The organism is Roseateles sp., from assembly GCF_965229315.1.
In the GTDB taxonomy this organism is placed as follows: Bacteria; Pseudomonadota; Gammaproteobacteria; order Burkholderiales; family Burkholderiaceae_C; genus Pelomonas.
On record NZ_CBDDJA010000002.1, the window covers coordinates 2,864,751 to 2,884,511 of the forward strand.

Consider the following 19,761-nt stretch of genomic DNA (forward strand, 5'->3'; position numbering starts at 1 on the left):
GCTACTGCTCCAACAGGCGTGCCCGGCCGCCAGGTTCACCTGGAACCGACGCTGGCCAGTCCGGGCAATTTGCAGTTCATCCGCTCCCGCCGGCAATCCATCGCCTGCGCCTCGCTCTGCGGCGACCGGTTGCTGACACTGCAATCGCTGACACAGCCCACGCACCGGAGCCACACATGATCACCGCCGCCAAGACCCTCGCCATTGCCCTGACCGCCGTTGCGGCCGCTGCCGCCACCGGCGTGGGCCTGGCCAACCTCACCGCGGCGCCTGCGCCTGCAATCGTGAAGCTGGAGCGGGTGGTGGTGGTCGGCACACGCGCGGACACGACGGCCATCGCGCAGTTGCCGCGCGTCGTCGTCCAAGGGCGCCGTGCGGCTCACAGCGCCGCGACCGTGGCCTCGACCCGGGCGCTGGCGCCGCTCATCTGAGTGCCGGCCGCTGTCAGCCCAACACCCGCCGCTGGCGGGTTTCCTTTTTCCGGCAGGGGTGGCGGTCGCGCCTGCTTCAAGGAACCACCACTGACCGAGACGGCCCGGGATCAGTGGGGGGAGGCGGTGCCCGGCATGCCGCCCAACGCCTGATTGACAACCTCGACGAACCATCTCACGCCGTGCGGCAGCACGCGGTCGTTGAAGTCGTAGCAGGGATGGTGCAGCGGCCGGTAGATGCCATCTTCACCCTGTGTCTCCCCTTCGCGCGGCCCCTGCCCCAGCCACAGGTAGGCCCCGGGCCGCTCGCCCAGCATGAAGGCGAAGTCTTCAGATGTGAAGGCCGGTCGCTCGGCGACGCCCGCGTCCAGACCTGCTGCCGCCGCGGCCCGCAAGGCCAGCGCGGCCTCGGCCGCGGTGTTGATCGTCGCCGGGTAGTAGCGCGTGTAGGTCACGTCCGCCTCGCATCCCGCCGCGCGGCACAGCCCGTCCACGCCGTCACGCAACGCGGCTTCCAGGATGTCCTGGCTCTGGGCATCGAAGCTGCGCACGGTGCCGGTCAGCGTCACCTCGGCGGGCAGCACGTTGTGGGATTGCCCGCCCTCGATGCGCGTCACGGACAGCACCGCCGACTCGCCGGGGTCGATGCGCCGTGCCACCAGTGTGTTCAAGTGGCAGACGATCTGGCCGGCTGCGAGGATCGCGTCCGGCGTGCGGTGCGGCATGGCCGCATGGCCGCCACGGCCCTTGACGACGATGTCGAAACGGTCGGCCGCCGCCATGATGGGGCCGGGGCGGGTGCGTGCCTGCCCCAGCGGCAGGTCGGGCCAGTTGTGCAGCGCGTAGACGGCGTCGCAGGGGAAGCGCTCGAACAGGCCCTCCTGCACCATGCGCCGTGCGCCGCCCTGGCCTTCTTCGGCGGGCTGGAAGATGAAGTTCACCGTGCCGTGGAAGCCCCCGCTGCGCACCAGTTGCCGTGCCGCGCCCAGCAGCATCGCCGTGTGCCCGTCGTGGCCGCAGCCATGGTGGGCGCCGGCCAGGCGGCTGGCGTGCGGCAGGCCACTGCGGTCGTCCATCGGCAGTGCGTCCATGTCCGCCCGCAAGCCGACGCTTCGGCCTGCGCCGCGGCGCAGCACGCCCACGACGCCGGTCTGGCCGATGCCTTCGTGCACGTCCAGCCCCAAGGCGCGCAGCTCGGCAGCGACCAGCGCGGCCGTGCGGTGCTCGCGGAACGCCAACTCGGGGTTGGCGTGCAGGTCGCGGCGCAGGCGGACGAGATCGGGGATCAGGTCGTCGACGTCGATCCTGCTGCGGGGTGCGCCCACGGTCATGCGGCTTCCAGATTGACGGCCGCGCCCGCCAGCCGCTTGAGCCGGCGGTTCATGTGGCTCTGGTCGTAGAAGCCCGCTTCGGTGGCGGCGCGTGCCGCCGGCATGCCCTGGCCCAGCAACTGCTGCGCGCGGCGCACGCGGCGCTCGCTGACGTAGCGGTGCGGGGGCACGCCGATGCGCAGCCGGAACACGGTCGCGAAGCGCCACACGCTCAGGCCGGAGATTGCCGCCAGGGCCTCCAACGGCAAGGCCTCGGCGAGATGGGCCTCGATGTGCGCCAGCACCGGCGCCATCGAGTGCCGCACGCTCACCGCCCGGCCCGCGGGCGCCGAGCGTGTCGCCTCATCGGACGAAGAGTCACTCATGGGATACAGCATAGAAGGCCCTTCACACGCCGCGACACCGTTGCACCGCCTGGCCGCAGCAGCGAATTGCAAATGCGCCGCCCGCCGGCACACAAGATGCCGCGGACGGGTCAGAAGTACTTGATCCAGGCCATCGTCGAGCGGCGCTTGTACGCGCCGAACGCCTTCACCGGGAAGTACAGCAGCGGCAGCATCGCCAGCCACACCACCCAGACGATCCAGAAGGCGTCCGCGTTCACGCCGAAACGGCTGCCCTGGTTGGGGCCTACCAGCGCCAGCATCACGCGGTAACCCACCAGCAGCACGTACAGGTGGAACAGGTAATAGAACATCGGCGCGCCGCCGAAGGTCGAGCAGACGCGGGTGAAGGCGTTGTCGGTGAACTCCAGGGCCGCCAGCAGCAGCAGGCCAGCGCCCAGCGTCAGCAGCACGAAGTCCAGCGACGGCGGGTACTTCGTGAAGTTGAGCCAGGACATCGCCGTCTCCACGGCGCTCGCGCCATGTACCCACGGCGCGTTCTCGCCGTAGATGTTGAAGCCGCGCAGCACGAGCAGCAGCGCCAGGCAGGCGGCCCCCGTCACGACCAGCGTGCGCTGGCGCTTGACGGCGTCCACGGCCGAGGTGAACAGCGGCGCGAAGGCATAGCCGAGCAGGATCACGCCGACCCAGGGCAAGGCCGGGTAGGTCAGCTTCACGCGCACCACCCCCTCGGTCACCAGCCAGCCTCGGTGCAGCATCAGCGTCCACAGCGGGTACCAGGCGCTGTCGGGCGGCACGACGACGCCCGCGAACGCGTTGTGGCCGCCGACGATGAGCAGCCCCAGCACCACCAGTGCCCAGCGAGGCAGCCCGGAGAGCACCGCCAGCGCCAGCATGCTGAAGCCGATGGCCCACATCACCTGCAGGTAGAGCACGTTGTAGGTGCCGCTCCAGGCGAAGTTCACCAGCGTCAGCTCCAGCCCGATCAGCAGCAGCCCGCGCTTGACGAGGTAGCTGCGCACGTTGCGAGGCACGCCCTTGGCCGGGTTGGCGTACAGCCAGGCCGACAGCCCGGTGAGGAAGACGAAGACCGGCGCGCAGAAGTGCGCAGCCAGGCGCGAGAAGAAGACCTCGGGCGGCGTGCCCGGCACGGTCATGGGATCGGTCACCTGCAGGTGCAGGTACAGCGTCTCCCGCACGTGGTCCAGCAGCATGATGATCATCACGAAGCCGCGCAGCGCGTCGATGGAGGTGATGCGCCGCGCGTGCGTGGCGGCCGCGTCGAACGGCGGCGACGGGGCTCGCGTCAGGGTGGCCGTGCCGCCCAGGCGGGTGGTAGTGGACATGGCAGTCTCTTGGCAGGAGTCGGGCGGCCGGCGAGGCCCGCCGCCCGGCGGGAAAGGAGAGGGCGCCGTGGCGCCCTGCCCCTGGCGGTGATGTCAGCGGATCACTTGTGGGCCGCGGCCTTGGCCTTGCCCATGGCGGCTAGCACGGAGGCCGGCAGCGTTTTCTCCGCCACCGGCAGCGGCGCCTGGCCCTGGGCGCGGTAGAACGACAGCGCCGAGTTGTAGCCTTCGAGCTGGTACGCCTCCTTGCCCTGCGGTCCGGTGCGCTCGCCGACGATGTCGTCCACGTAGTACAGGCCGATCACGTAGTTGCCCTTCCACGGCAGCGGGAAGCGGAACTTGCCGTCGGCGTCGCTGGTGGCGTTCAAGCTCCAGCCCGACGGCGTGACCAGCGTCATCTTCGCGCCGGGCAGCGGGTCGCCCTTGTAGACGACCTGGAACTCGAACTTGCCCGCCCCGGCCACGCCGGTGGGCACGATGTCCAGCGGCAGCGTGGGCTTGTAGGCGCCCAGGTCGGCGACCCAGCGCGTGGCCGGCACCCAGTAGGTGCGCAAGGCCTTGTCGTCGCGCTTCGTGTCGAACATCGGGTATTGCAGGTCGATGGCCACCAGCGAGTTGCCGGCGCCCGGCGCCTGCTTCACGCCGGGCAGCGTGAACGCGTCCGCAGCCTTGCGCATCTCCAGCGGCTGCTCGCCGGCGGCGGTGACCCAACTGCCCTTGAGCTGGGCGAAGCGGTCCAGGCCGCCGGGCGAGACCTCGTGCATGTTCACGTCCAGCTCGCCGTAGCGGAAGGTCAGCACCTTGCCGTCCTGCTCGAACCAGATCTGGTGCGCCTGCGCGCCCAGGGCCGCGCCCATCAGCGCGAGCGGGAGCACCAGGCGGCGCGCCAGGCGCGCGTGTCGGAATGTCGTCGTCATGGGTGTGCTTTCAGAACTTGTACTGGGCCGAGGCCGTCACCTTGCGGCCATTGCCCGGGAAGACCCACATCTGGCTGTAGGAGCTGCTGTAGAAGGTCTTGTCGAGCACGTTGTCGATGTCGAGCGAGAACTTCCAGCTCTTGCCGATGGCGTAGCTGCCCAGCAGCTTGACCGTCTTATAGGCCGGCAGCTTGAAGTCGTCCGCGGCCACCACCGGTGCCACGGCGCCTTCGCGTTCACCGATGTAGTTCAGGCCCAGGCCCGCCGTCGCCGAGTTGCCGCCCAGCTTGAACGCCTGCACCAGCATCAGGTTGGCGCTGTGGCGCGGCACGTTGGCCAGTTGACGCCCGACCAGGAAGGCGTTGTTGTCCTGGGTGACCTTGGCATCGGTGAAGGCATAGGCCGCCGACAGGCGCAGGCCCGGTGCGACCTCGCCACCCAGGTCGAACTCGACGCCCTTGCTCTGCACCTCGCCGGCGGCGATGGAGAAGTTGTTCGGGTCCACGGGGTCCGGCGTCAGCACGTTGTTCTTGGAGATCTTGTAGATCGCCAGCGTGCTGGTGATTTTGCCGTCGGCCGAGTCGTACTTGGCACCGACCTCGGTGGACTCGCCCTTCTCGGCCGGGAAGGACTCGAAGGCGCGGCTGACGCCGCTGTTCGGACGGAAGCTCTTGGACGCGGTGGCGTACAGCGACACCATCTTGCTGGGCTGGTAGACCAGGCCGGCGCGCGGCGACGTGGCGCTCAGCGACTGCTCGACCGTCTTGCTGCTGTTGCGGTTCAACACCGACTGGTCGTAGCTGTCGTAGCGCACGCCCAGCAGCAGCTTCCACTGCGCGGACAGGTCGATCTGATCCTGGCCGTAGACGGACTTGGAACGCTGCTCCTCGTGCGTCCAGGTCAGCGGCGTGGCGGAGAAGGCCGGCGGCGTGTTGCCGTAGACGGGGTTGTAGATGTCCAGTTCGAGGGCCGGCACATTGCGGACGCGGAACTGCAGACGGTTGTCGGTGAACTTGTAGGCATCGACGCCGAACAGCAGGTTGTGCTGCATGCCCGCGGCGCGCACCTTGCCCAGCACCTCGAAGCGGCCCGACACGTCCAGCCCCTGGTTGTCGCGCGTGCGGCGCTGGCGGTTGACCACGCTGGTGCTGCCGCTCTTGAAGGCGGTCACCTCGGTCGAGACCCCCTTGATGGAGCTCTCGCGGTAGCTGACGCCGGTCTGGATGGACCAGTCGTCGTTGAAGTAGTGCTGCACGAAGACCTGGTTGCCGGTCGTCTTGATGACGTGCGGCCCGTCGTTGGCCTCGCCGAAGTAGCGCGAGCGCGGCACCGCGTCCAGCTTGCCGTTGACCGCCACCACGCCGCGGTCGAAGCTGGCCTCCTGCTTGGAGTACTCCAGCTCGTAGGAGACGGTGGTGTCGTCACCCAGCATCCACAGGAAGGACGGCGACACCAGCGTGCGCTCGGACTTGACGTGGTCGCGGTAGCTGTCGCCCTTCTCGTGGGCCGCGTTGAGGCGGTAGGCGATCTCGGAGCTGATCGGCCCGGTCAGGTCGGCCGTCTGGCGGAAGGTGGAGTAGCTGCCGCCCGACAGGCCCAGCGTGTACTCGGGCACGAACAGCGGCTTCTTGGTCGTGATGTTGACCGTGCCGCCGGGCTCGCCGCGGCCGTAGAGGGCCGAGGCGGGGCCCTTCAGCACCTCGACGGAGGCGGTGTTGGCCGAGTCGCGCACGCCGTTGTAGCCGCGGCTGTAGTTGAAGCCGTTGACCATGTAGTCCGAGCCGAAGTTGGGGTCGCCGGTGAAGCCGCGCATCGCGTAGCTGTCCCACAGGCCGCCCAGGTTGCTCTGCTTGGAAATGCCGCTGCCCAGGTCCAGCGCATCGGCCAGCTTGGTGATGCCGGCGTCCTCCAGGATGTCGGCCGACAGCACGCGCACGCTCTGCGCCATGTCGCGCACCGGCGTGTCGGTCTTCATCGCGCCGGTGGCGGACAGCGTGCGATAGGGCTGGCGCTGGCCGAGGACGCGGACGGTCTCGAGGGACGTGCCGCTTTTCTTCGTGGTCTCGTCGGAGGCTGCGGCGGCGGGCTCGGCCGCGGACGCAGAGGCCTGGGCCCACAACGAGGGGCTGCAGGCCAGCAAGGCGGCCGCGGGGATGGCGGCGCGGGACAGGCGTATCAGGGACATGGCGGGGACTCCGTGATTTTGGGATGTTGTTCGGGAGAGAACGGCCGATCAGCGCAGCGTGAAGCGGACCGCCATGGTCTGCTTCTGCGGCGTGGTGATCACGGCGACGACCTTGTTGCCGGGGCCGAGCTTCACGCCCTTGGCCACCAGCGTGTTGGGCGCGGCGGCCTTCAGCGCCGCCTCGGACTTGACGCCGTCCTTGAGCACGCTGAGCTTGCCGGTGAAGCCCTCGGTGGCCAGCGGCTTGTCGTGGTCCTCGATGTAGACGGTGGCGCCGTCCGCGTCGATCACCAGCTCGAACGCGAGGTCGTTGGCCGCGGCCACGATCCCGCCATGCTTGGGTGTGCCGTCGCCATGCGCCCAGGCGAGCGTGCCCGGCAGCGTCATCGCGCTCAGCGCGAGGGCCATGGTCGACGCGGTGCGTCCTATCCGTCTTTGGAATGCTTGCATCACTACTCTCCGGCTTCTTGCTGGCGCTCTTGAGAAAAGGCGGCGCGCTCGGCCTGTGGACTACAAAGGGAACTCGTTTCGGGCCGTGGCGCTGGCCGCGGCGGCAGGTGTCGTCAGAAGGCCTCCCCCATCGATGTCTGGGGAGCGTGCCGCGCCGCTTCGTCAGCGTCGCGTTCCTCGGCGAGCAGGCGTTCGGTAGGACGCCGCCCGACCAGCCAGAACACGATGGGCGTCAACAGCGTGTCGAGCAGCGTGGAGCTGAGCAGACCGCCGAAGATGACCACCGCGACCGGGTGCAGGATTTCCTTGCCGGGGGCATCGGCCGCCAGCAGCAGCGGCGTCAGCGCGAAGGCCGCCACCAGCGCCGTCATCAGCACCGGCGTCAGCCGCTCCAGCGAGCCGCGCACGATCATGGGCTGGCCGAAGGTCTCGCCTTCGAGGCGGCACAGGTTGATGTAGTGGCTGACCTTGAGGATGCCGTTGCGGGTGGCGATGCCGGCCAGCGTGATGAAACCCACCATCGACGCCACGGACAGGCTCACGCCCGCCAGCCACATCGCCGCGACGCTGCCGATCAGCGCGAGCGGGATGTTGGCCATGATGACCGCCGCCAGCACGGCCGAGCGGTAGCGCGAGTACAGCACCAGGAACACCAGCGTCAGCGACAGCAGCGACAGCAGCGTGATCAGCCGCGTGGCCTGCTCCTGCGCCTGGAACTGGCCTTCGAGGCTGATGAAGTTGCCCTCGGGCAGCCGGGTCTCGGCGACGATGCGGCGGATGTCGGCGATCACCTGGCTCATGTCGCGGCCGTCGGTGTTGGCGTAGACGACGATGCGGCGGCGGCTGTTCTCGCGGCCGATCTGGTTGGGGCCGTCGCTCTCCTCCACGGTCGCGATGCTGGACAGCGGCAGCCGCCCGGACGGCGTGTCGATCAGCGTGCGCGCCAGGTCCTGCGGGCTGCGCTGGCCATCGGGCAGGCGCAGCACCAGGTCGTAGCGACGCTGGCCGTCCACGATCTCCGCGCCATGCGATCCGTCGGTCAGCGCCTTCAGCATGCGCATCGCCTCGCCCGGCGCCAGGCCGGCCTGCGCCGCCTTGCGCTGGTCCAGCCGCACGGTGATCTGCGGGATCAGCACCTGCTTCTCGACGGTCAGGTCCACCAGCCCGGGCACGCCGGAGAGCCGGCCACGCATCTGGTCGGCCAGGCCGCGCAGCGTGTCGATGTCGTCGCCGAAGATCTTCAGCGCGATCTGCGCCCTCACGCCCGAGAGCAGGTGGTCCAGCCGGTGCGAGATCGGCTGACCGATGGCGACCTGCGCCGGCAGCACCGCCAGCTTCTCGCGGATGGCGGCCATGACGGCCTCGCGCCCGCGCCCGCCCTGCCGCACCAGGTCGACGTCGATCTCCGAGGCGTGCACGCCTTCCGCATGCTCGTCCAGCTCGGCGCGGCCGGTGCGGCGGCCGACCTGCGTCACCTCCGGCACCTCGCGGATCAGTTGCTCGGCCAGCGAGCCCATGCGGTTGGCCTCGTCCAGCGAGGTGCCGGGGTTGAACATCATGCCCAGCACCAGCGACCCCTCGTTGAACGCGGGCAGGAAGGCGCGCGGCAGGAACGGGATGCTCGCCGCGGCGGCGATCACGCCGGCTGTGGCCAGGGCGACAAGCAGCCTGGCGCGCGGGAACGACCACACGAGCAGCCGCTCGTCCCGCACCTTGAGCCAGCGCACCAGCGGGCTGTCCTGGTGGTCCAGCTTCTTCATGCGCGGCAGCAGCCAGGCGCACAGCACCGGCGTCAGCGTCATCGACACCAGCATGGACGCCAGCACCGACGCGATGTAGGCGACGCCCAGCGGCGAGAACAGCCGGCCCTCGATGCCCGGCAGCGCAAACAGCGGCACGAACACCAGCACGACGATGGTCGTCGCGTAGACGATGCCCGAGCGCACCTCGACGCTGGCCTGCCGCACCACCTCGCGCACCGGCAGCGGGTTGGCGGCGGCACGGTTCTGCTTGAGGCGGCGCAGGATGTTCTCGACGTCCACGACGGCGTCGTCCACCAGCTCGCCGATGGCGATGGCGATGCCGCCCAGCGTCATGACGTTGATGGACTGGCCCAGGCACTGGAACACCACGGCGGTCACGGCCAGCGACAGCGGGATGGCCGTCAGCGAGATCAGCGTCGTGCGCGCCGACAGCAGGAACGCGAACAGCACGATGGCCACCATGATGGCGCCGTCGCGCAAGGCCTCCTTGACGTTGCCGATGGAGGCTTCGATGAAGTCCGCCTGGCGGAACAGCACCTGGGGTGCGGCGACGCCGGCGGGCAGGCCGGCCTGCATCTCCTTGAGCGCCGTCTCGATGTGGGCGGTCAGCTGCACCGTGTCCGCGCCGGGCTGCTTCTGCACGCTGACGATGACGGCCGGCGCGCCGTCGTAACCGGCATCGCCGCGCTTCATCGCCGGCGCAATGAGCACGTGGGCGACCTGCTCCAGGAAGACCGCACGGCCATCCTTCCAGGCTACGGCCACGCCGCGCAGGTCCTCGACGCGCGTGCTGCGCGCCATGTGCCGGATCAGGTACTCGCGGCTGTTGAGGTCGATGAAGCCACCGCCGACGTTGGCCGCGAAGCCGGACAGCGCCGCCTGCACCTGCGTCAGCGACACGCCGAGCTGCGCCATGCGCGCGGTGTCGGGCTCCACGCGCAGCGTGCGCACCTCGCCGCCGATGGGGATGACCTGCGACACGCCGTTGATCGCCAGCAGTCGGGGCCGCAGCACGAAGTCCGCGTACTCCCGCACCTGCATGGGCGAAGCTGCCTGCCCCTCGCCCGGCGCGTTCGCCGTGCGGTCCCCCGAGGGGACGCCGGGCCGGCTTGGGAGCGGCCCGGCGGCCTTGGAGTCGTCCACCTTCAGTGGCAGCGCGATCAGCATGACCTCACCCATGATGGACGACACCGGGCCCATCACCGGCGTGATGCCGGCGGGGAACTGTTCGCGCACCAGTGCCAGCCGCTCGCCGACGATCTGGCGGTTGCGGTAGACGTCGGTGCCCCAGTCGAACTCGGCGTAGTGGATGGCCAGGCCGACGCCCGACGTCGAGCGCACCCGCGTCACGCCGGGCATGCCATTGAGGGCGGTCTCCAGCGGCACCGACACGAGTTGCTCGACCTCTTCCGGCGCCATGCCGCCGGCCTCGGTCAGGATGGTGATCAGCGGCTTGTTGAGGTCGGGGAACACGTCGACCGGCGTGCGCATGGCCGTGACGGCCCCGTACACCAGCAGCATGGCCGCGAACGCCAGCACGAAGAGCCGGTTCTGCAGGCTGAAGCGGACGATCCAATTGAACATGTCTGCTCCTGCCTCAGCGGATCTGCGCGATCAGCGACGCACCCTGCACCACCACGCGGTTGGCTTCGCCCAGGCCGTTCGTCACCACCACCGTCGTGCTGTCCAGCGGCTGGTACTGCACCGGCTGCGGGATGTAGCGCTCGGGGCCGGACTTGATCCAGACGATGGGCTCGTTGGCAGCGTTGCGCACCACGGCCTGCGCGGGCAGCACATAGCCCTTCAGGCGGGTCTCGGTGGCGGCGATGACGTTCAGCGTCTGCCCGACCGCGAGCGGCAGCACGGCGACCTTGCCGTCCGTGGCCGGCCTGGGCAGCTCGGCGCGGAACGTCAGCGGCAGCACGCCGTCGCGCAGCGCACGGCCGACGCCCGTCAGCCGCATCGTCATGCCCGGCACCTCGCGCAGCTGCGCGCCGGTGATGCGCGCCGCCAGCGTCGGGTCGGCCGTGACGGCCTCGACCAGCACACGGCGCGGGTCGACGATCTCGAACAGCACGTCGCGCGGCTCCACCACCTGGCCGGCGAGCACGTTGGCACTGGCGATCACCCCGTCCACCGGCGCCACCAGCGCTTCGGGGGCCGACAGGCTGCCGCCGACCTCGCGCTCGCGCGCCTTCAGGCTGGCCAGCTCGGCCTGCGCGGCCTCGATCTCCTTGCGCGGCACGCTGCCTTCGAGGGCCTGCAGACGCAGCACGCGCTGCTCCGCCAGCCCGCGGTTGGCGCGCAGCTCGCTCAGCGCAGCCGCCTGGTTGGCGTGCGCATAGGGGTCGCCGTGGTAGCGCACATACGCCAGCACGTCACCGCGACGCACCGCGCGCCCGGCTTCCGGCAGCCCTCTGGGGCCGGGCTCGACCCGACCGCCGTAGACCGTCTGCACGCGGCCGCCGGCATTCGGGTCCATGACGACGCGGCCGGTCAGTACCTGGGCGCCGACCGCATCGACCAGCGGGATGAACCGGGTCAGCACACCCATGCGGCGCTGCGCCGGCACGGGCACCTGAACGCTGCCGTCGGGCAGGCGCGCTAGGCCGTCCACCTTGACGATGGCCGGGCCGTCCAGGTGCTCGCCGTTGGGGCCATGGGCACCGGGCGACGCGATGGCGGCAGCCGGCAAGAGCGCCAGCGTGGTGGCCAGGAGGAACGAGGAGGCAACCAATGTTTTCATCATGGGCTCCCGTTCCTCAGGCGCGGTTGCGGCGGCGCAGCGCCGCCACCACCGCCAGGGTCGCCACACCGCCGCCCGCGAGCATCAGCCCGTTGCGCAGACCGGTACCACCGGGGTGCCCGCCGTCATGGGCCTCGGGGGCGACAACGGCCATGGGGCCGTCGAGCAGGTCGGCATCAGCACCAGCCGCCACCGTGAACAGCAGCGTGTGGTTGCCCGGCTTGCGCAGCAGCTCCAGCAGCTTCGCGTCGCCGACGCGATAGCTGCCGCCTTCCACCTGAAACGACGCAGGTGCCTTCACGCCGTCGAGTTCGACCTCGACCTTCGCGCGCAACACCGCCTCGCTGGTTTCATAGCGGTTGACGTACAGCAGCAGGCCGGCCGCATCGAGCCGGCCGACGATCTCGAACGCTTCGGAGAACGCCTCGACGCGCGGCTGGCCGCTGCCGGCGCTGGTCGCGACGGGGCCGTCGAGGTGCTCGCCGTTGGGGCCATGGGCGCCGGGCGAGGCCAGCGCCGCAGCGGCGCTCAAGGCAAGCCCGGCCAGCAGGGCCAGGCGGGAGGGGAAGGCAACGGAACTCATGGCAGGACACCTGAAGCTTGGTAGAGGCGGGCGCGGGCACTGCCCTGCGCGGCCTGTTGGCGGGCGAGTGCGGCCTCGGCCTGCGCGGCGGCCTGGGCGGCCAGCAGCAGGTCGGGCAGCGCGGTCTCGCCGGCGCGGAAGGATTTGTCGAGCAGCTCGACGCGCTGGCGCAGCAGGGCGGCGCGCTGGCGCTGCATCACGGTCTGGCGCTCGGCAGACGCCAGCGCGTCACGCGCGATGCGCCAGTTCGCCGCCACCTCGGCACGCGCGCGAACGATGTCGGCGTGCGCCTGCTCCAGCGCTCCCTGCGCAGCCGCGCGGGGCACCGCATTGCGCACGTCGCCACCGAAGGGCACGCGCAGCGCCACCGTGACGCTGCCCCGGCCGGGCTGGCCGCGGCCGTCGCGTTCATCGCGGTAGCCGACGCTGACCTCGGGGGCGTCCGCAGCCTCGCGGTTCGCCACGTCCAGCGCGCGGCGCGCCGCCTCCTCGTTGGCGGCCAGCTGGTTCAGCAGCGGGTGGCGGCCGTCGGCCAGCGCGTCATCGGCGTTGGCGGCTTCGACGGCGCGGCGCGCTTCATCCGCCGCCTCTTCGGCCACGACATCGCCCTGCAGGCCGGTCAGCGCGGTCCAGCGTGTCTGCTCGGCCCGCAGGCGCTGCTCCACGGCAATCAGTTCGGCCTCGGCGGCGAGGCGCTCGCCTTGCGTCGCCAGCGCGTCGCTGTGCGCCAGGTCGCCCGCCTTCACGCGGCGCTCGACGTCGTCGCTCAGCGTGGCCAGGTAGCGGTGCTGGGAGCGCGCGCTGCCGGCCTCGGCACGCAGCGAGGCCAGGTTCCATGCGATCTCGCGCAACTCGCCCGCCAGTTGCAGGCGGGCGACGGCAGACACCTGTTCGGCCGCCGTGACGGCGGCCGCGGCGGCGGCCTGGCGCGCGTGGCGCTGGCCCGGCAGCCAGATCGGCACGGCGAGCGCGATCTCGCGTTCGCGCACGCCGGTGTCGTCCTGCCAGCGGTCGCTGCGCTGCGACAGCGACAGCGACGGCGGCGCGGCCACCAGGCTGGCCGCCGCTCGGCGCTCCGCGTCGGCCTTCAGACGCTGCGACTGCGCGGCGGCACCCGCCTGCGTGCGCTGCCAGGCGGCGTCCACTGCCACGGCCAACGTCACGGGTGCGGCTTGCGCCCATCCGGCGCTCATCGCCACCACGGCCAGCCCCAGGCACGCGGCGGCGCGCGCCAGCGTGCAATGCACAGGCGCCGGCCGGCGGCGTCGTTTCCTTGTTCGGGTGTTCAACATGATCCAGTCGATCTCGGGCAGCGACCGCCCCCCGACGCGGCCTGGCGGCGTCGATGGGCGAGGGACTGCGGGTGGGACTCGGCTCCATGCACCGTGGCGAGGAGCCCGCTCGGGATCAGGCGAGCGATCGAGGCGGTCGTCGAGGACCGTCGAGGACGGGGTCGGTGCGGGCCGACGCCGGCACCGCCCGCGGCGGGCTGGCCTCGATGGCGAGCTTGGGGCTGACCGGCATCGACGGGATGATGCCCACGGCGAACAGGCAGGCGTCGACGTTGAGGTGGTAGCGGGAGTCGAGCGAGCGGTCCTGGTGAAAGCTCTCGCCGGGGTGCAGCGTGGCCTGGGCGAATTCGTCGGCGAAGGCCTCGAAGCCCGCGGCGCCGTCCTGCGGCTGCCGTGCGCTGCTGTCCAGGCGCGCCGCCTGCGTCACCGCGTGGTCGTGGTGATGCAGCACACCGGACCAGTGCAGCACCGCATGCAGGGCGTCGGCGGTGTTGCCATGCCCTGCCCAATGCCCGCCCAGCGACACGGCCTGGAGCAGCATCGAAAGCAGCAAGGAAGCGATCACGAGTCGAAAACGCATGAGCTAATTATGAAAAACGGATGGGGCGTCGCTCACTGTTTGTGAGCTGTTGCACGCAAGTTCCTACCGTATTGCCGGGCCCTGCACAGCACAGTCTGCTGAGTGCCGAATGGTGGTGCGGCAAGACCACTGCGTGGTGCGTCATGCACCGCGATGGCCGTGTTCATCGGGGTTGCCGGTGATCGGCCGTCAAGGCAACGGCGCCTACGGGAGAACCCCAGGAACGCGAAGGGGCCGCAACTGCGGCCCCTCGGGCGATGGCAAGTCCGGCGCGGCGCGTCAGTCCGGCGTCGGTGCGAACAGGCGCTCGATCGGGTAGTGCGTCTTCACGAACGGCGTCTTGATGACGATGTAGCTGAAGTACTTCTCGATGCCGATGTTGCGCTCCAGCAGCCCCTCCACAATGGACTGGTAGTGGTTGACGCCGCGCGTCATGAAGCGGACCAGGTAGTCGTAGCCGCCGCTGACCAGGTGGCACTCCAGCACCTCGTCGACTTCGCGGATGGCGGCCTCGAAGCGGATGAAGTCTTCGCGGTGATGGTCGGACAGCGTGACCTCGGTGAACACCGTCAGCGTGTCGCCCAGCTTCTCGAGCCGCAGCTGCGCGCCATAGCCGCTGATGTAGCCCGCCTGCTCCAGCCGCTTCACGCGGATGAGGCAGGGACTGGGCGACAGGCCGACCGCATCCGCCAGGTCGACGTTGGTGATACGCCCGTTCTTCTGCAGTTGGCTGAGGATGCGCAGATCCAGGCGATCAAGCTTGAGAGGGGCTACCACGGGGCGTCAGTTCGGTTGGGAGTGAGAGGCCGATTTTGAGGCGATGGCGGCCTGCTGGCTACTTGAGCGCAGCACGCACATCGGGGGCATCCAGCACGTCGTCCAGCGTCTTGCGCAAACGCTGTGCCATGACCGCGAATTCGTCTTCGGTGAAGCACAAGGCAGGCGCGAAGCCCAGGATGTGGTCGCCGAAGGACCTGAACACCAGGCCGTTGCGGTAGCCGGTGTCGAACAGCCGGTCGGCCAGCCCGAGCGCGGGGTCGAAACCGCGCTTGGTGGCCTTGTCGCTCACCAGCTCAAGCGCGCCGAGCAGGCCGCGGTGGCGCACGTCGCCCACCAGCGGATGATCGCCCAGCCCCTCCAGCGCCGCCGCAAAGTGCGGCGCCACCTTCTGGCCGTTGGCCAGCAGGCCGCCTTCTTCGTAAAGCCGCAGCACTTCGAGCGCGATGGCTGCACTGACGGGGTGAGCGGAGTAGGTGGCGCCATGCCCGATGGGCGCGCCCACGGGGGCACCGTCGGCGATGCCCGCGTAGACATGCTCGGCCATCAACATCGCGCCCATGGGCGCATAGCCGGCGGTCAGCCCCTTGGCCACGGTCATCAGGTCGGGTTCCACATGCTCGGCGTCGCACGCAAACATCGGGCCAGTGCGGCCGAAGCCAGTGATGACTTCATCCACGACGAACAGGATGTCCAGCTCGCGCGCGGCCTCGCGCATGGCCTTGAGCCAGCCCTTGGGCGGCACGATGACGCCGCCCGAGCCCTGGATGGGTTCGCAGAAGAAGGCGGCCACATGCTCGGGGCCGCCCAGCGCCGCGACCTTGGCGCGCAGCGCGGCGACGCAGGCCGCGATCAGCGCCTGCGCGTCGCCGCCGAGCTCGCTGCGGTAGGCGTAGGGCGACGGGATGTGGTGCTGGTTGGGCAGCGGCATGTCGAAGCCGCGGTGGAACACCGGCAGCGCCGTCAGGCCCGAACCCATCGACGACGAGCCGTGATAGCCGCGCTCCAGCGCGATGAAGTGCTTCTTCGCCGGGCGGCCGGTGTTGTTGTAGTACTGGGTGATGAGCCGCACGGCGGCGTCCACGGCCTCCGAGCCGCCCAGCGTCAGGTACACGCGCGTCAACGACTTCGGCGTGATCTCGACCAGCTTGGCGGCCAGGCGAATCGCCGGCTCGCTGCCGAAGTGGAAGTAGCCCGTGGCGTAGGGCAGCTTGCGCATCTGCTCGGCCGCCGCCTGCACGACGCTCTCGTGGCCGTAGCCGATGTTGACGCACCACAGGCCCGCGAAGGCATCCAGCAACTCGTGGCCGGCGGCGTCGCGCAACCAGGCGCCCTGGCCGCAGGAGAGCATCGTGACGCCACGCTGCTCATGCTTGCGCCAGGGCGCGACCGGGTGGATGAGGTGGTTGCGATCGAGCGCGATCAGCGCGTCCAGATCCGCAGAGACGGGGGTCGACATGGGCAACGGTGTTGAGGGCTTGAACACCGGTCCAGCTTAGGGGGCCGGCCTCTGCGTGTGGTGCTGCAAAGGGGCCGGCGCGCGCGATGTTGCTCCGTTGTTGCCGCCCGCACAGCAGAAGATGCGGCAGCCGCCAACGCAGCGGGCCGGCCAGGTTGCCCTGGGCCGGCCCGCGTGGCAGACGAGACGCGGACGACGGGATCAGAGCCCGACCAGGCCGGCCAGTCCGCCGATGTCGGGGATCTCGGCATAGCCGTAAGCCGGCACACCCGGCTCATGGCCGCGGTTCACGAAGACCTTGTCGCGGATGCCCATGTCGGACGCCGACATCAGGTCGTAGCGCATGCTGGACGACACGTGCAGGAAGTCCTCCGGCTTGGCGTCCAGCTGCTGGACCATGTACTCGAAGGCGCGCAGCCGCGGCTTGTACGCCTTCGCCTGCTGCGCCGTGTAGACGCGGTGGAACGGCACTTCGAGCTTCTGCACGTTGTGCACCAGTTGGTGGTCCATCGCGTTCGACAGGATCACGAGCGGGATCTTGCCGGCGATGCGCGCCAGGCCTGCCACCGTGTCGGGATGCGGCCCCCAGGTCGGCACGGCGGCATAGATCTCTGCGGCGTCCGCCTCGCGGAACGGCACCTTCCACTTGTTGGCGGTGCGCAGCAGCGCGTTGAAGACGACCTCGTCGTAAGGCTTCCAGTCGCCCAGCACCTCGTCGAGCCGGAAGGCCGAGAAGTCGGCGCAGAACCGGTCCAGGTTCTCGGCCGCGACGCGGTCGGCGAACAGCCGGCGCGCCCACGGCGCCATCTGGAAGTAGATGAGGGTGCCATAGCAGTCGAAGCTGATGTACTTGGGACGGAAGACGATGGACACGGAAGACCTTTCTGCAGTGGAGGAGACGGCGCGCGCAGTGCTCAGCCGAGCGCCTGCGTGGCCAGGGCGAAGCGGCGCACACCCGGCGCGGCGGCAGGCACCGCGCCGCGGATCATTTCGGTGGGGGCATCGACGCGGGGCAGGCCCAGCTCTTCGAGCCATTCGGTGAGGCCGCTGTCGAAGTCGACGTCGATGCGGACGAACTTGCCGGCGCTCATGCCGACCAGGTGCGCGATCAGCGCCTTGGCGCCGCGCTCGTCCGGAGCGACCACGGGGCCGATGATGAGGCCGCGGCCGAAGCGGCGCAGCATCGCAAAGCCGCGCCGAGCGCCGTCCTCGTCCAGCACGACGGTGTCGCCGGCGGCGTAGAGTGCCTGGACCAGCACATCACGCCGCATGCCGCGCGCCTGCGCGTCCAGCTCGATCAAGGCGGGCAGGTCGCCCTGGTCCGAGGGGCGCAGGCGCCAGCCCGGGTCCAGCGGCATCAGCGGCGCGGAGCCAGCCTGGCCCTGGTGCTGGCGGACCTCGCCGGTGCGCACGAAGCCCAGGCGCTCGTACAGCCCGCGGCCCTCGGCCGTCGCATGCAGCAGCACGGTCCGGCCTTCCAGCCCGGCCATCAAGGCCTGCATCAGCCGCAGGCCGATGCGCCGGCCCTGCAGGCGCGGATCGACGATGACCAGGCCCAGCGTGGCGTGCCCGTCTCCCCATGACCACGTCATCGCCGTGCCCACGACCTCGCCGTCGCGCTCCGCCGCCAGACCCTGGCCCAGGCTGAACGCGAGGCGCCAGTCGGCCAGCCGGTGCGGCCAGTGCACGGCGCGTGACAGTCCCAGCGCGGCGTCGAGGTCGTCGGCCCGCAACGCGCGCAGCACGATCCCATCATGGGCGGTGCCGGCGGCATCGCCCGCAGCGGCGGTGGTCATGGACATATTCAAGACAGACTCCCTGCGGTTTGGGATCGCATCGTTCCAACCTTGGCGGCACCGCGCTAGGACGATCTTGTCGTTTTGGGCGCGCCGCCGAAGAACCGCAGCTAACGCCGCAACGGCCCACGAACTTGCAATCTTGTGCGTTCCGGCGGGCGCGCAATGCGGCCACTTGCCGGGCGCTCCTGCCTAGCATGACGCGTTCCATCGACCGCATCCGCAAGGCGCTCCGTGTCAGCTTTCGACCCCGACCAGATTCACGTGCCCGCCGGGCATTTCATCCAAGGCCGCCTGATCCCGGCGCCGGCCGACCAGGCGCAGGACGTGCTGCGCCCGTCGGACGGTCACGCCTACGCGTCGCTGCCGATGGCGCAGGCCGACCTGGTGGACGAGGCCGTGGAAGGCGCCTACACCGCATGGCGCGGCACCGACTGGGCGCGCCGCCCGCCCCGCGAGCGGGCCCGCGTGCTGCGCCGCTGGGCCGACCTGGTGGAGGCGGATGCACCGACGCTGGCGCCGCTGGAGGCCGTAGGCTCGACGCGGCCGGTCCGCGACGCACTGGCCTGGGACGTGCCCTTCACCGCCGACGGGCTGCGCTTCTTCGCCGAGTACGCCGACAAGCTGGGCGGCGACGTCGCGGCCACGCGCACCGACCACCTGGGCATGACGGTGGCCGAGCCCTACGGCGTCGTCGGCGCGATCACGCCGTGGAACTTCCCGCTGGTGATGGCGTCGTGGAAGGTCGGCGCCGCGCTGGCCGCCGGCAACGCCGTCGTGCTCAAGCCCTCGGAGCTGACGCCGTTCTCGGTGCTGCGGCTGGCCGAACTGGCGGTGCAGGCCGGCGTGCCGGCAGGCATCTTCAACATCGTGCAGGGCGACGGCCGCGTGGCCGGCGCCGCGCTGACGCGCCACCCGCGCATCGCCAAGATGACGTTCACCGGCTCCACCGCCACCGGTGCCGCCATCATGGCCGCCTGCGCGCAGCACGGCCCCAAGCCGGTGACGCTGGAACTGGGCGGCAAGAGCCCGCAGCTGGTGTTCGACGATGCGCCCGACCTGGAGCGGTTGGCGGGCGTCATCGCCGGCGCCATCACCGGCAATGCGGGCCAGGTCTGCGTCGCCGGCTCGCGGCTGATCGTCCAGAAGGGCATCGCTGCGGCGCTGGTCGCCGCCGTGGCGAAGCGCTTCGCCGCACACCGGCCGGGCGCCACCTGGGACCCGGACGCCACGCTGCCGCCCATCATCTCGCGCGCCCAGGCGCTGCGCATCGACGCCATCGTGCAGCGCGCCGTGCAGGCCGGCAGCGTGTCCACGAGCGGCGGGTTGCGCGGCAACGTGTGCGGTACCGGCAGCTACTACCTGCCCACGCTGATCGAAGGGGTCGATGCGGGCAATCCGGCGGTGCTGGAGGAGATCTTCGGCCCGGTGCTGACCGTGCAGACCTTCGACACCGAGGAGGAAGGCCTGGCGCTGGCCGCGCATCCGCACTACGGGCTGGCCGCAGGCGTGCATACCGCCAACATCAACCGCGCGCTGCGTGCCATGCGGGCGCTGTCCGCAGGCACCGTCTGGATCAACCGCTACGGCCGCAGCAACGACTTCGTCATCCCCACCGGCGGCTACCACCAGTCGGGCATCGGCAAAGACCTGGGGCGCCAGGCGGTGGAGGCGAATCAGCGCCTCAAAAGCGTGCTGATCGACTTCGGCATGCCGGGCTGAGGTGCATGCCCGCCTCGCCGCGGTGCCGGCCGCAGCGTA

17 protein-coding genes are annotated in these 19,761 nt (G+C 70.4%); 2 read left to right on the top strand and 15 right to left on the bottom strand.

Annotation, left to right across the window (positions count from 1 at the left end; all coding sequences use genetic code 11):
* The first annotated feature begins 176 nt into the window (after positions 1-176).
* Entirely contained in the window at positions 177-431 is a 255-nt protein-coding gene (locus ACO07H_RS18150; protein WP_422016688.1) for a hypothetical protein, read from the top strand.
* Between the two features lie 110 nt (positions 432-541).
* Here the strand turns inward: ACO07H_RS18150 and ACO07H_RS18155 are convergent, their stop codons facing one another.
* From ACO07H_RS18155 to ACO07H_RS18225, 15 genes are all read right to left on the bottom strand, one after another.
* The gene (locus ACO07H_RS18155; RefSeq protein WP_422016690.1) at positions 542-1,762 is read right to left on the bottom strand and encodes a M20 aminoacylase family protein; all 1,221 of its coding nucleotides are present in this window, start codon (positions 1,760-1,762) and stop codon (positions 542-544) included.
* A complete protein-coding gene (locus ACO07H_RS18160) occupies positions 1,759-2,127 on the bottom strand; it encodes a helix-turn-helix domain-containing protein (protein ID WP_422016692.1) in 369 nt (122 codons plus the stop codon). The genes ACO07H_RS18155 and ACO07H_RS18160 overlap by 4 nt, the downstream gene beginning before the upstream one ends.
* A 110-nt stretch (positions 2,128-2,237) precedes the next feature.
* Positions 2,238-3,452, bottom strand: coding sequence for a DUF1624 domain-containing protein (locus ACO07H_RS18165; protein WP_422016694.1), 1,215 nt, complete (start codon positions 3,450-3,452; stop codon positions 2,238-2,240).
* Positions 3,453-3,553: 101 nt separating this feature from the next.
* A complete protein-coding gene (locus ACO07H_RS18170; protein ID WP_422016696.1) occupies positions 3,554-4,369 on the bottom strand; it encodes a DUF4198 domain-containing protein in 816 nt (271 codons plus the stop codon).
* A gap of 10 nt (positions 4,370-4,379) precedes the next feature.
* A complete protein-coding gene (locus ACO07H_RS18175; RefSeq protein WP_422016698.1) occupies positions 4,380-6,554 on the bottom strand; it encodes a TonB-dependent siderophore receptor in 2,175 nt (724 codons plus the stop codon).
* A 48-nt stretch (positions 6,555-6,602) separates the two neighbouring features.
* The gene (locus ACO07H_RS18180; RefSeq protein WP_422016700.1) at positions 6,603-6,962 is read right to left on the bottom strand and encodes a hypothetical protein; all 360 of its coding nucleotides are present in this window, start codon (positions 6,960-6,962) and stop codon (positions 6,603-6,605) included.
* Between the two features lie 155 nt (positions 6,963-7,117).
* Positions 7,118-10,351 (bottom strand): efflux RND transporter permease subunit, encoded by a 3,234-nt coding sequence (locus ACO07H_RS18185; RefSeq protein ID WP_422016702.1) that lies wholly within the window; start codon positions 10,349-10,351, stop codon positions 7,118-7,120.
* 13 nt (positions 10,352-10,364) lie between these two features.
* A complete protein-coding gene (locus ACO07H_RS18190) occupies positions 10,365-11,513 on the bottom strand; it encodes an efflux RND transporter periplasmic adaptor subunit (RefSeq protein ID WP_422016704.1) in 1,149 nt (382 codons plus the stop codon).
* Positions 11,514-11,529: 16 nt separating this feature from the next.
* Entirely contained in the window at positions 11,530-12,096 is a 567-nt protein-coding gene (locus ACO07H_RS18195) for a hypothetical protein (RefSeq protein ID WP_422016706.1), read from the bottom strand.
* On the bottom strand, positions 12,093-13,388 hold the full coding sequence (locus ACO07H_RS18200; protein ID WP_422016708.1) for a TolC family protein: 1,296 nt from the start codon (positions 13,386-13,388) through the stop codon (positions 12,093-12,095). The genes ACO07H_RS18195 and ACO07H_RS18200 overlap by 4 nt, the downstream gene beginning before the upstream one ends.
* Before the next feature lie 115 nt (positions 13,389-13,503).
* Positions 13,504-13,968: a hypothetical protein gene (locus ACO07H_RS18205; protein ID WP_422016710.1), complete on the bottom strand. Its 465-nt coding sequence runs from the start codon at positions 13,966-13,968 to the stop codon at positions 13,504-13,506.
* A 279-nt stretch (positions 13,969-14,247) separates the two neighbouring features.
* Positions 14,248-14,745, bottom strand: a complete 498-nt coding sequence (locus tag ACO07H_RS18210; RefSeq protein WP_422016712.1) for an Lrp/AsnC family transcriptional regulator — start codon at positions 14,743-14,745, stop codon at positions 14,248-14,250.
* A gap of 58 nt (positions 14,746-14,803) precedes the next feature.
* Positions 14,804-16,204, bottom strand: coding sequence for an aspartate aminotransferase family protein (locus ACO07H_RS18215; RefSeq protein ID WP_422016714.1), 1,401 nt, complete (start codon positions 16,202-16,204; stop codon positions 14,804-14,806).
* A gap of 201 nt (positions 16,205-16,405) precedes the next feature.
* Positions 16,406-17,071: a haloacid dehalogenase type II gene (locus ACO07H_RS18220; RefSeq protein WP_422018656.1), complete on the bottom strand. Its 666-nt coding sequence runs from the start codon at positions 17,069-17,071 to the stop codon at positions 16,406-16,408.
* Between the two features lie 47 nt (positions 17,072-17,118).
* The gene (locus tag ACO07H_RS18225) at positions 17,119-18,000 is read right to left on the bottom strand and encodes a GNAT family N-acetyltransferase (protein WP_422016716.1); all 882 of its coding nucleotides are present in this window, start codon (positions 17,998-18,000) and stop codon (positions 17,119-17,121) included.
* 234 nt (positions 18,001-18,234) lie between these two features.
* Between ACO07H_RS18225 and ACO07H_RS18230 the strand changes: the two genes are divergently transcribed.
* Positions 18,235-19,722, top strand: coding sequence for an aldehyde dehydrogenase family protein (locus tag ACO07H_RS18230; RefSeq protein ID WP_422016718.1), 1,488 nt, complete (start codon positions 18,235-18,237; stop codon positions 19,720-19,722).
* The last annotated feature ends 39 nt before the right edge of the window (positions 19,723-19,761 follow it).

What these genes read in the sequence shown, in the direction of transcription:
- ACO07H_RS18190 (WP_422016704.1), bottom strand. Translation starts at nt 11,513, where the DNA reads ATGAAAACATTGGTTGCCTCCTCGTTCCTCCTGGCCACCACGCTGGCG.
- ACO07H_RS18215 (WP_422016714.1), bottom strand. Translation starts at nt 16,204, where the DNA reads ATGTCGACCCCCGTCTCTGCGGATCTGGACGCGCTGATCGCGCTCGAT.
- ACO07H_RS18185 (WP_422016702.1), bottom strand. Translation starts at nt 10,351, where the DNA reads ATGTTCAATTGGATCGTCCGCTTCAGCCTGCAGAACCGGCTCTTCGTG.
- ACO07H_RS18175 (WP_422016698.1), bottom strand. Translation starts at nt 6,554, where the DNA reads ATGTCCCTGATACGCCTGTCCCGCGCCGCCATCCCCGCGGCCGCCTTG.
- ACO07H_RS18160 (WP_422016692.1), bottom strand. Translation starts at nt 2,127, where the DNA reads ATGAGTGACTCTTCGTCCGATGAGGCGACACGCTCGGCGCCCGCGGGC.
- ACO07H_RS18200 (WP_422016708.1), bottom strand. Translation starts at nt 13,388, where the DNA reads ATGTTGAACACCCGAACAAGGAAACGACGCCGCCGGCCGGCGCCTGTG.
- ACO07H_RS18155 (WP_422016690.1), bottom strand. Translation starts at nt 1,762, where the DNA reads ATGACCGTGGGCGCACCCCGCAGCAGGATCGACGTCGACGACCTGATC.
- ACO07H_RS18225 (WP_422016716.1), bottom strand. Translation starts at nt 18,000, where the DNA reads ATGACCACCGCCGCTGCGGGCGATGCCGCCGGCACCGCCCATGATGGG.
- ACO07H_RS18180 (WP_422016700.1), bottom strand. Translation starts at nt 6,962, where the DNA reads ATGGCCCTCGCGCTGAGCGCGATGACGCTGCCGGGCACGCTCGCCTGG.
- ACO07H_RS18205 (WP_422016710.1), bottom strand. Translation starts at nt 13,968, where the DNA reads ATGCGTTTTCGACTCGTGATCGCTTCCTTGCTGCTTTCGATGCTGCTC.
- ACO07H_RS18150 (WP_422016688.1), top strand. Translation starts at nt 177, where the DNA reads ATGATCACCGCCGCCAAGACCCTCGCCATTGCCCTGACCGCCGTTGCG.
- ACO07H_RS18170 (WP_422016696.1), bottom strand. Translation starts at nt 4,369, where the DNA reads ATGACGACGACATTCCGACACGCGCGCCTGGCGCGCCGCCTGGTGCTC.
- ACO07H_RS18195 (WP_422016706.1), bottom strand. Translation starts at nt 12,096, where the DNA reads ATGAGTTCCGTTGCCTTCCCCTCCCGCCTGGCCCTGCTGGCCGGGCTT.
- ACO07H_RS18165 (WP_422016694.1), bottom strand. Translation starts at nt 3,452, where the DNA reads ATGTCCACTACCACCCGCCTGGGCGGCACGGCCACCCTGACGCGAGCC.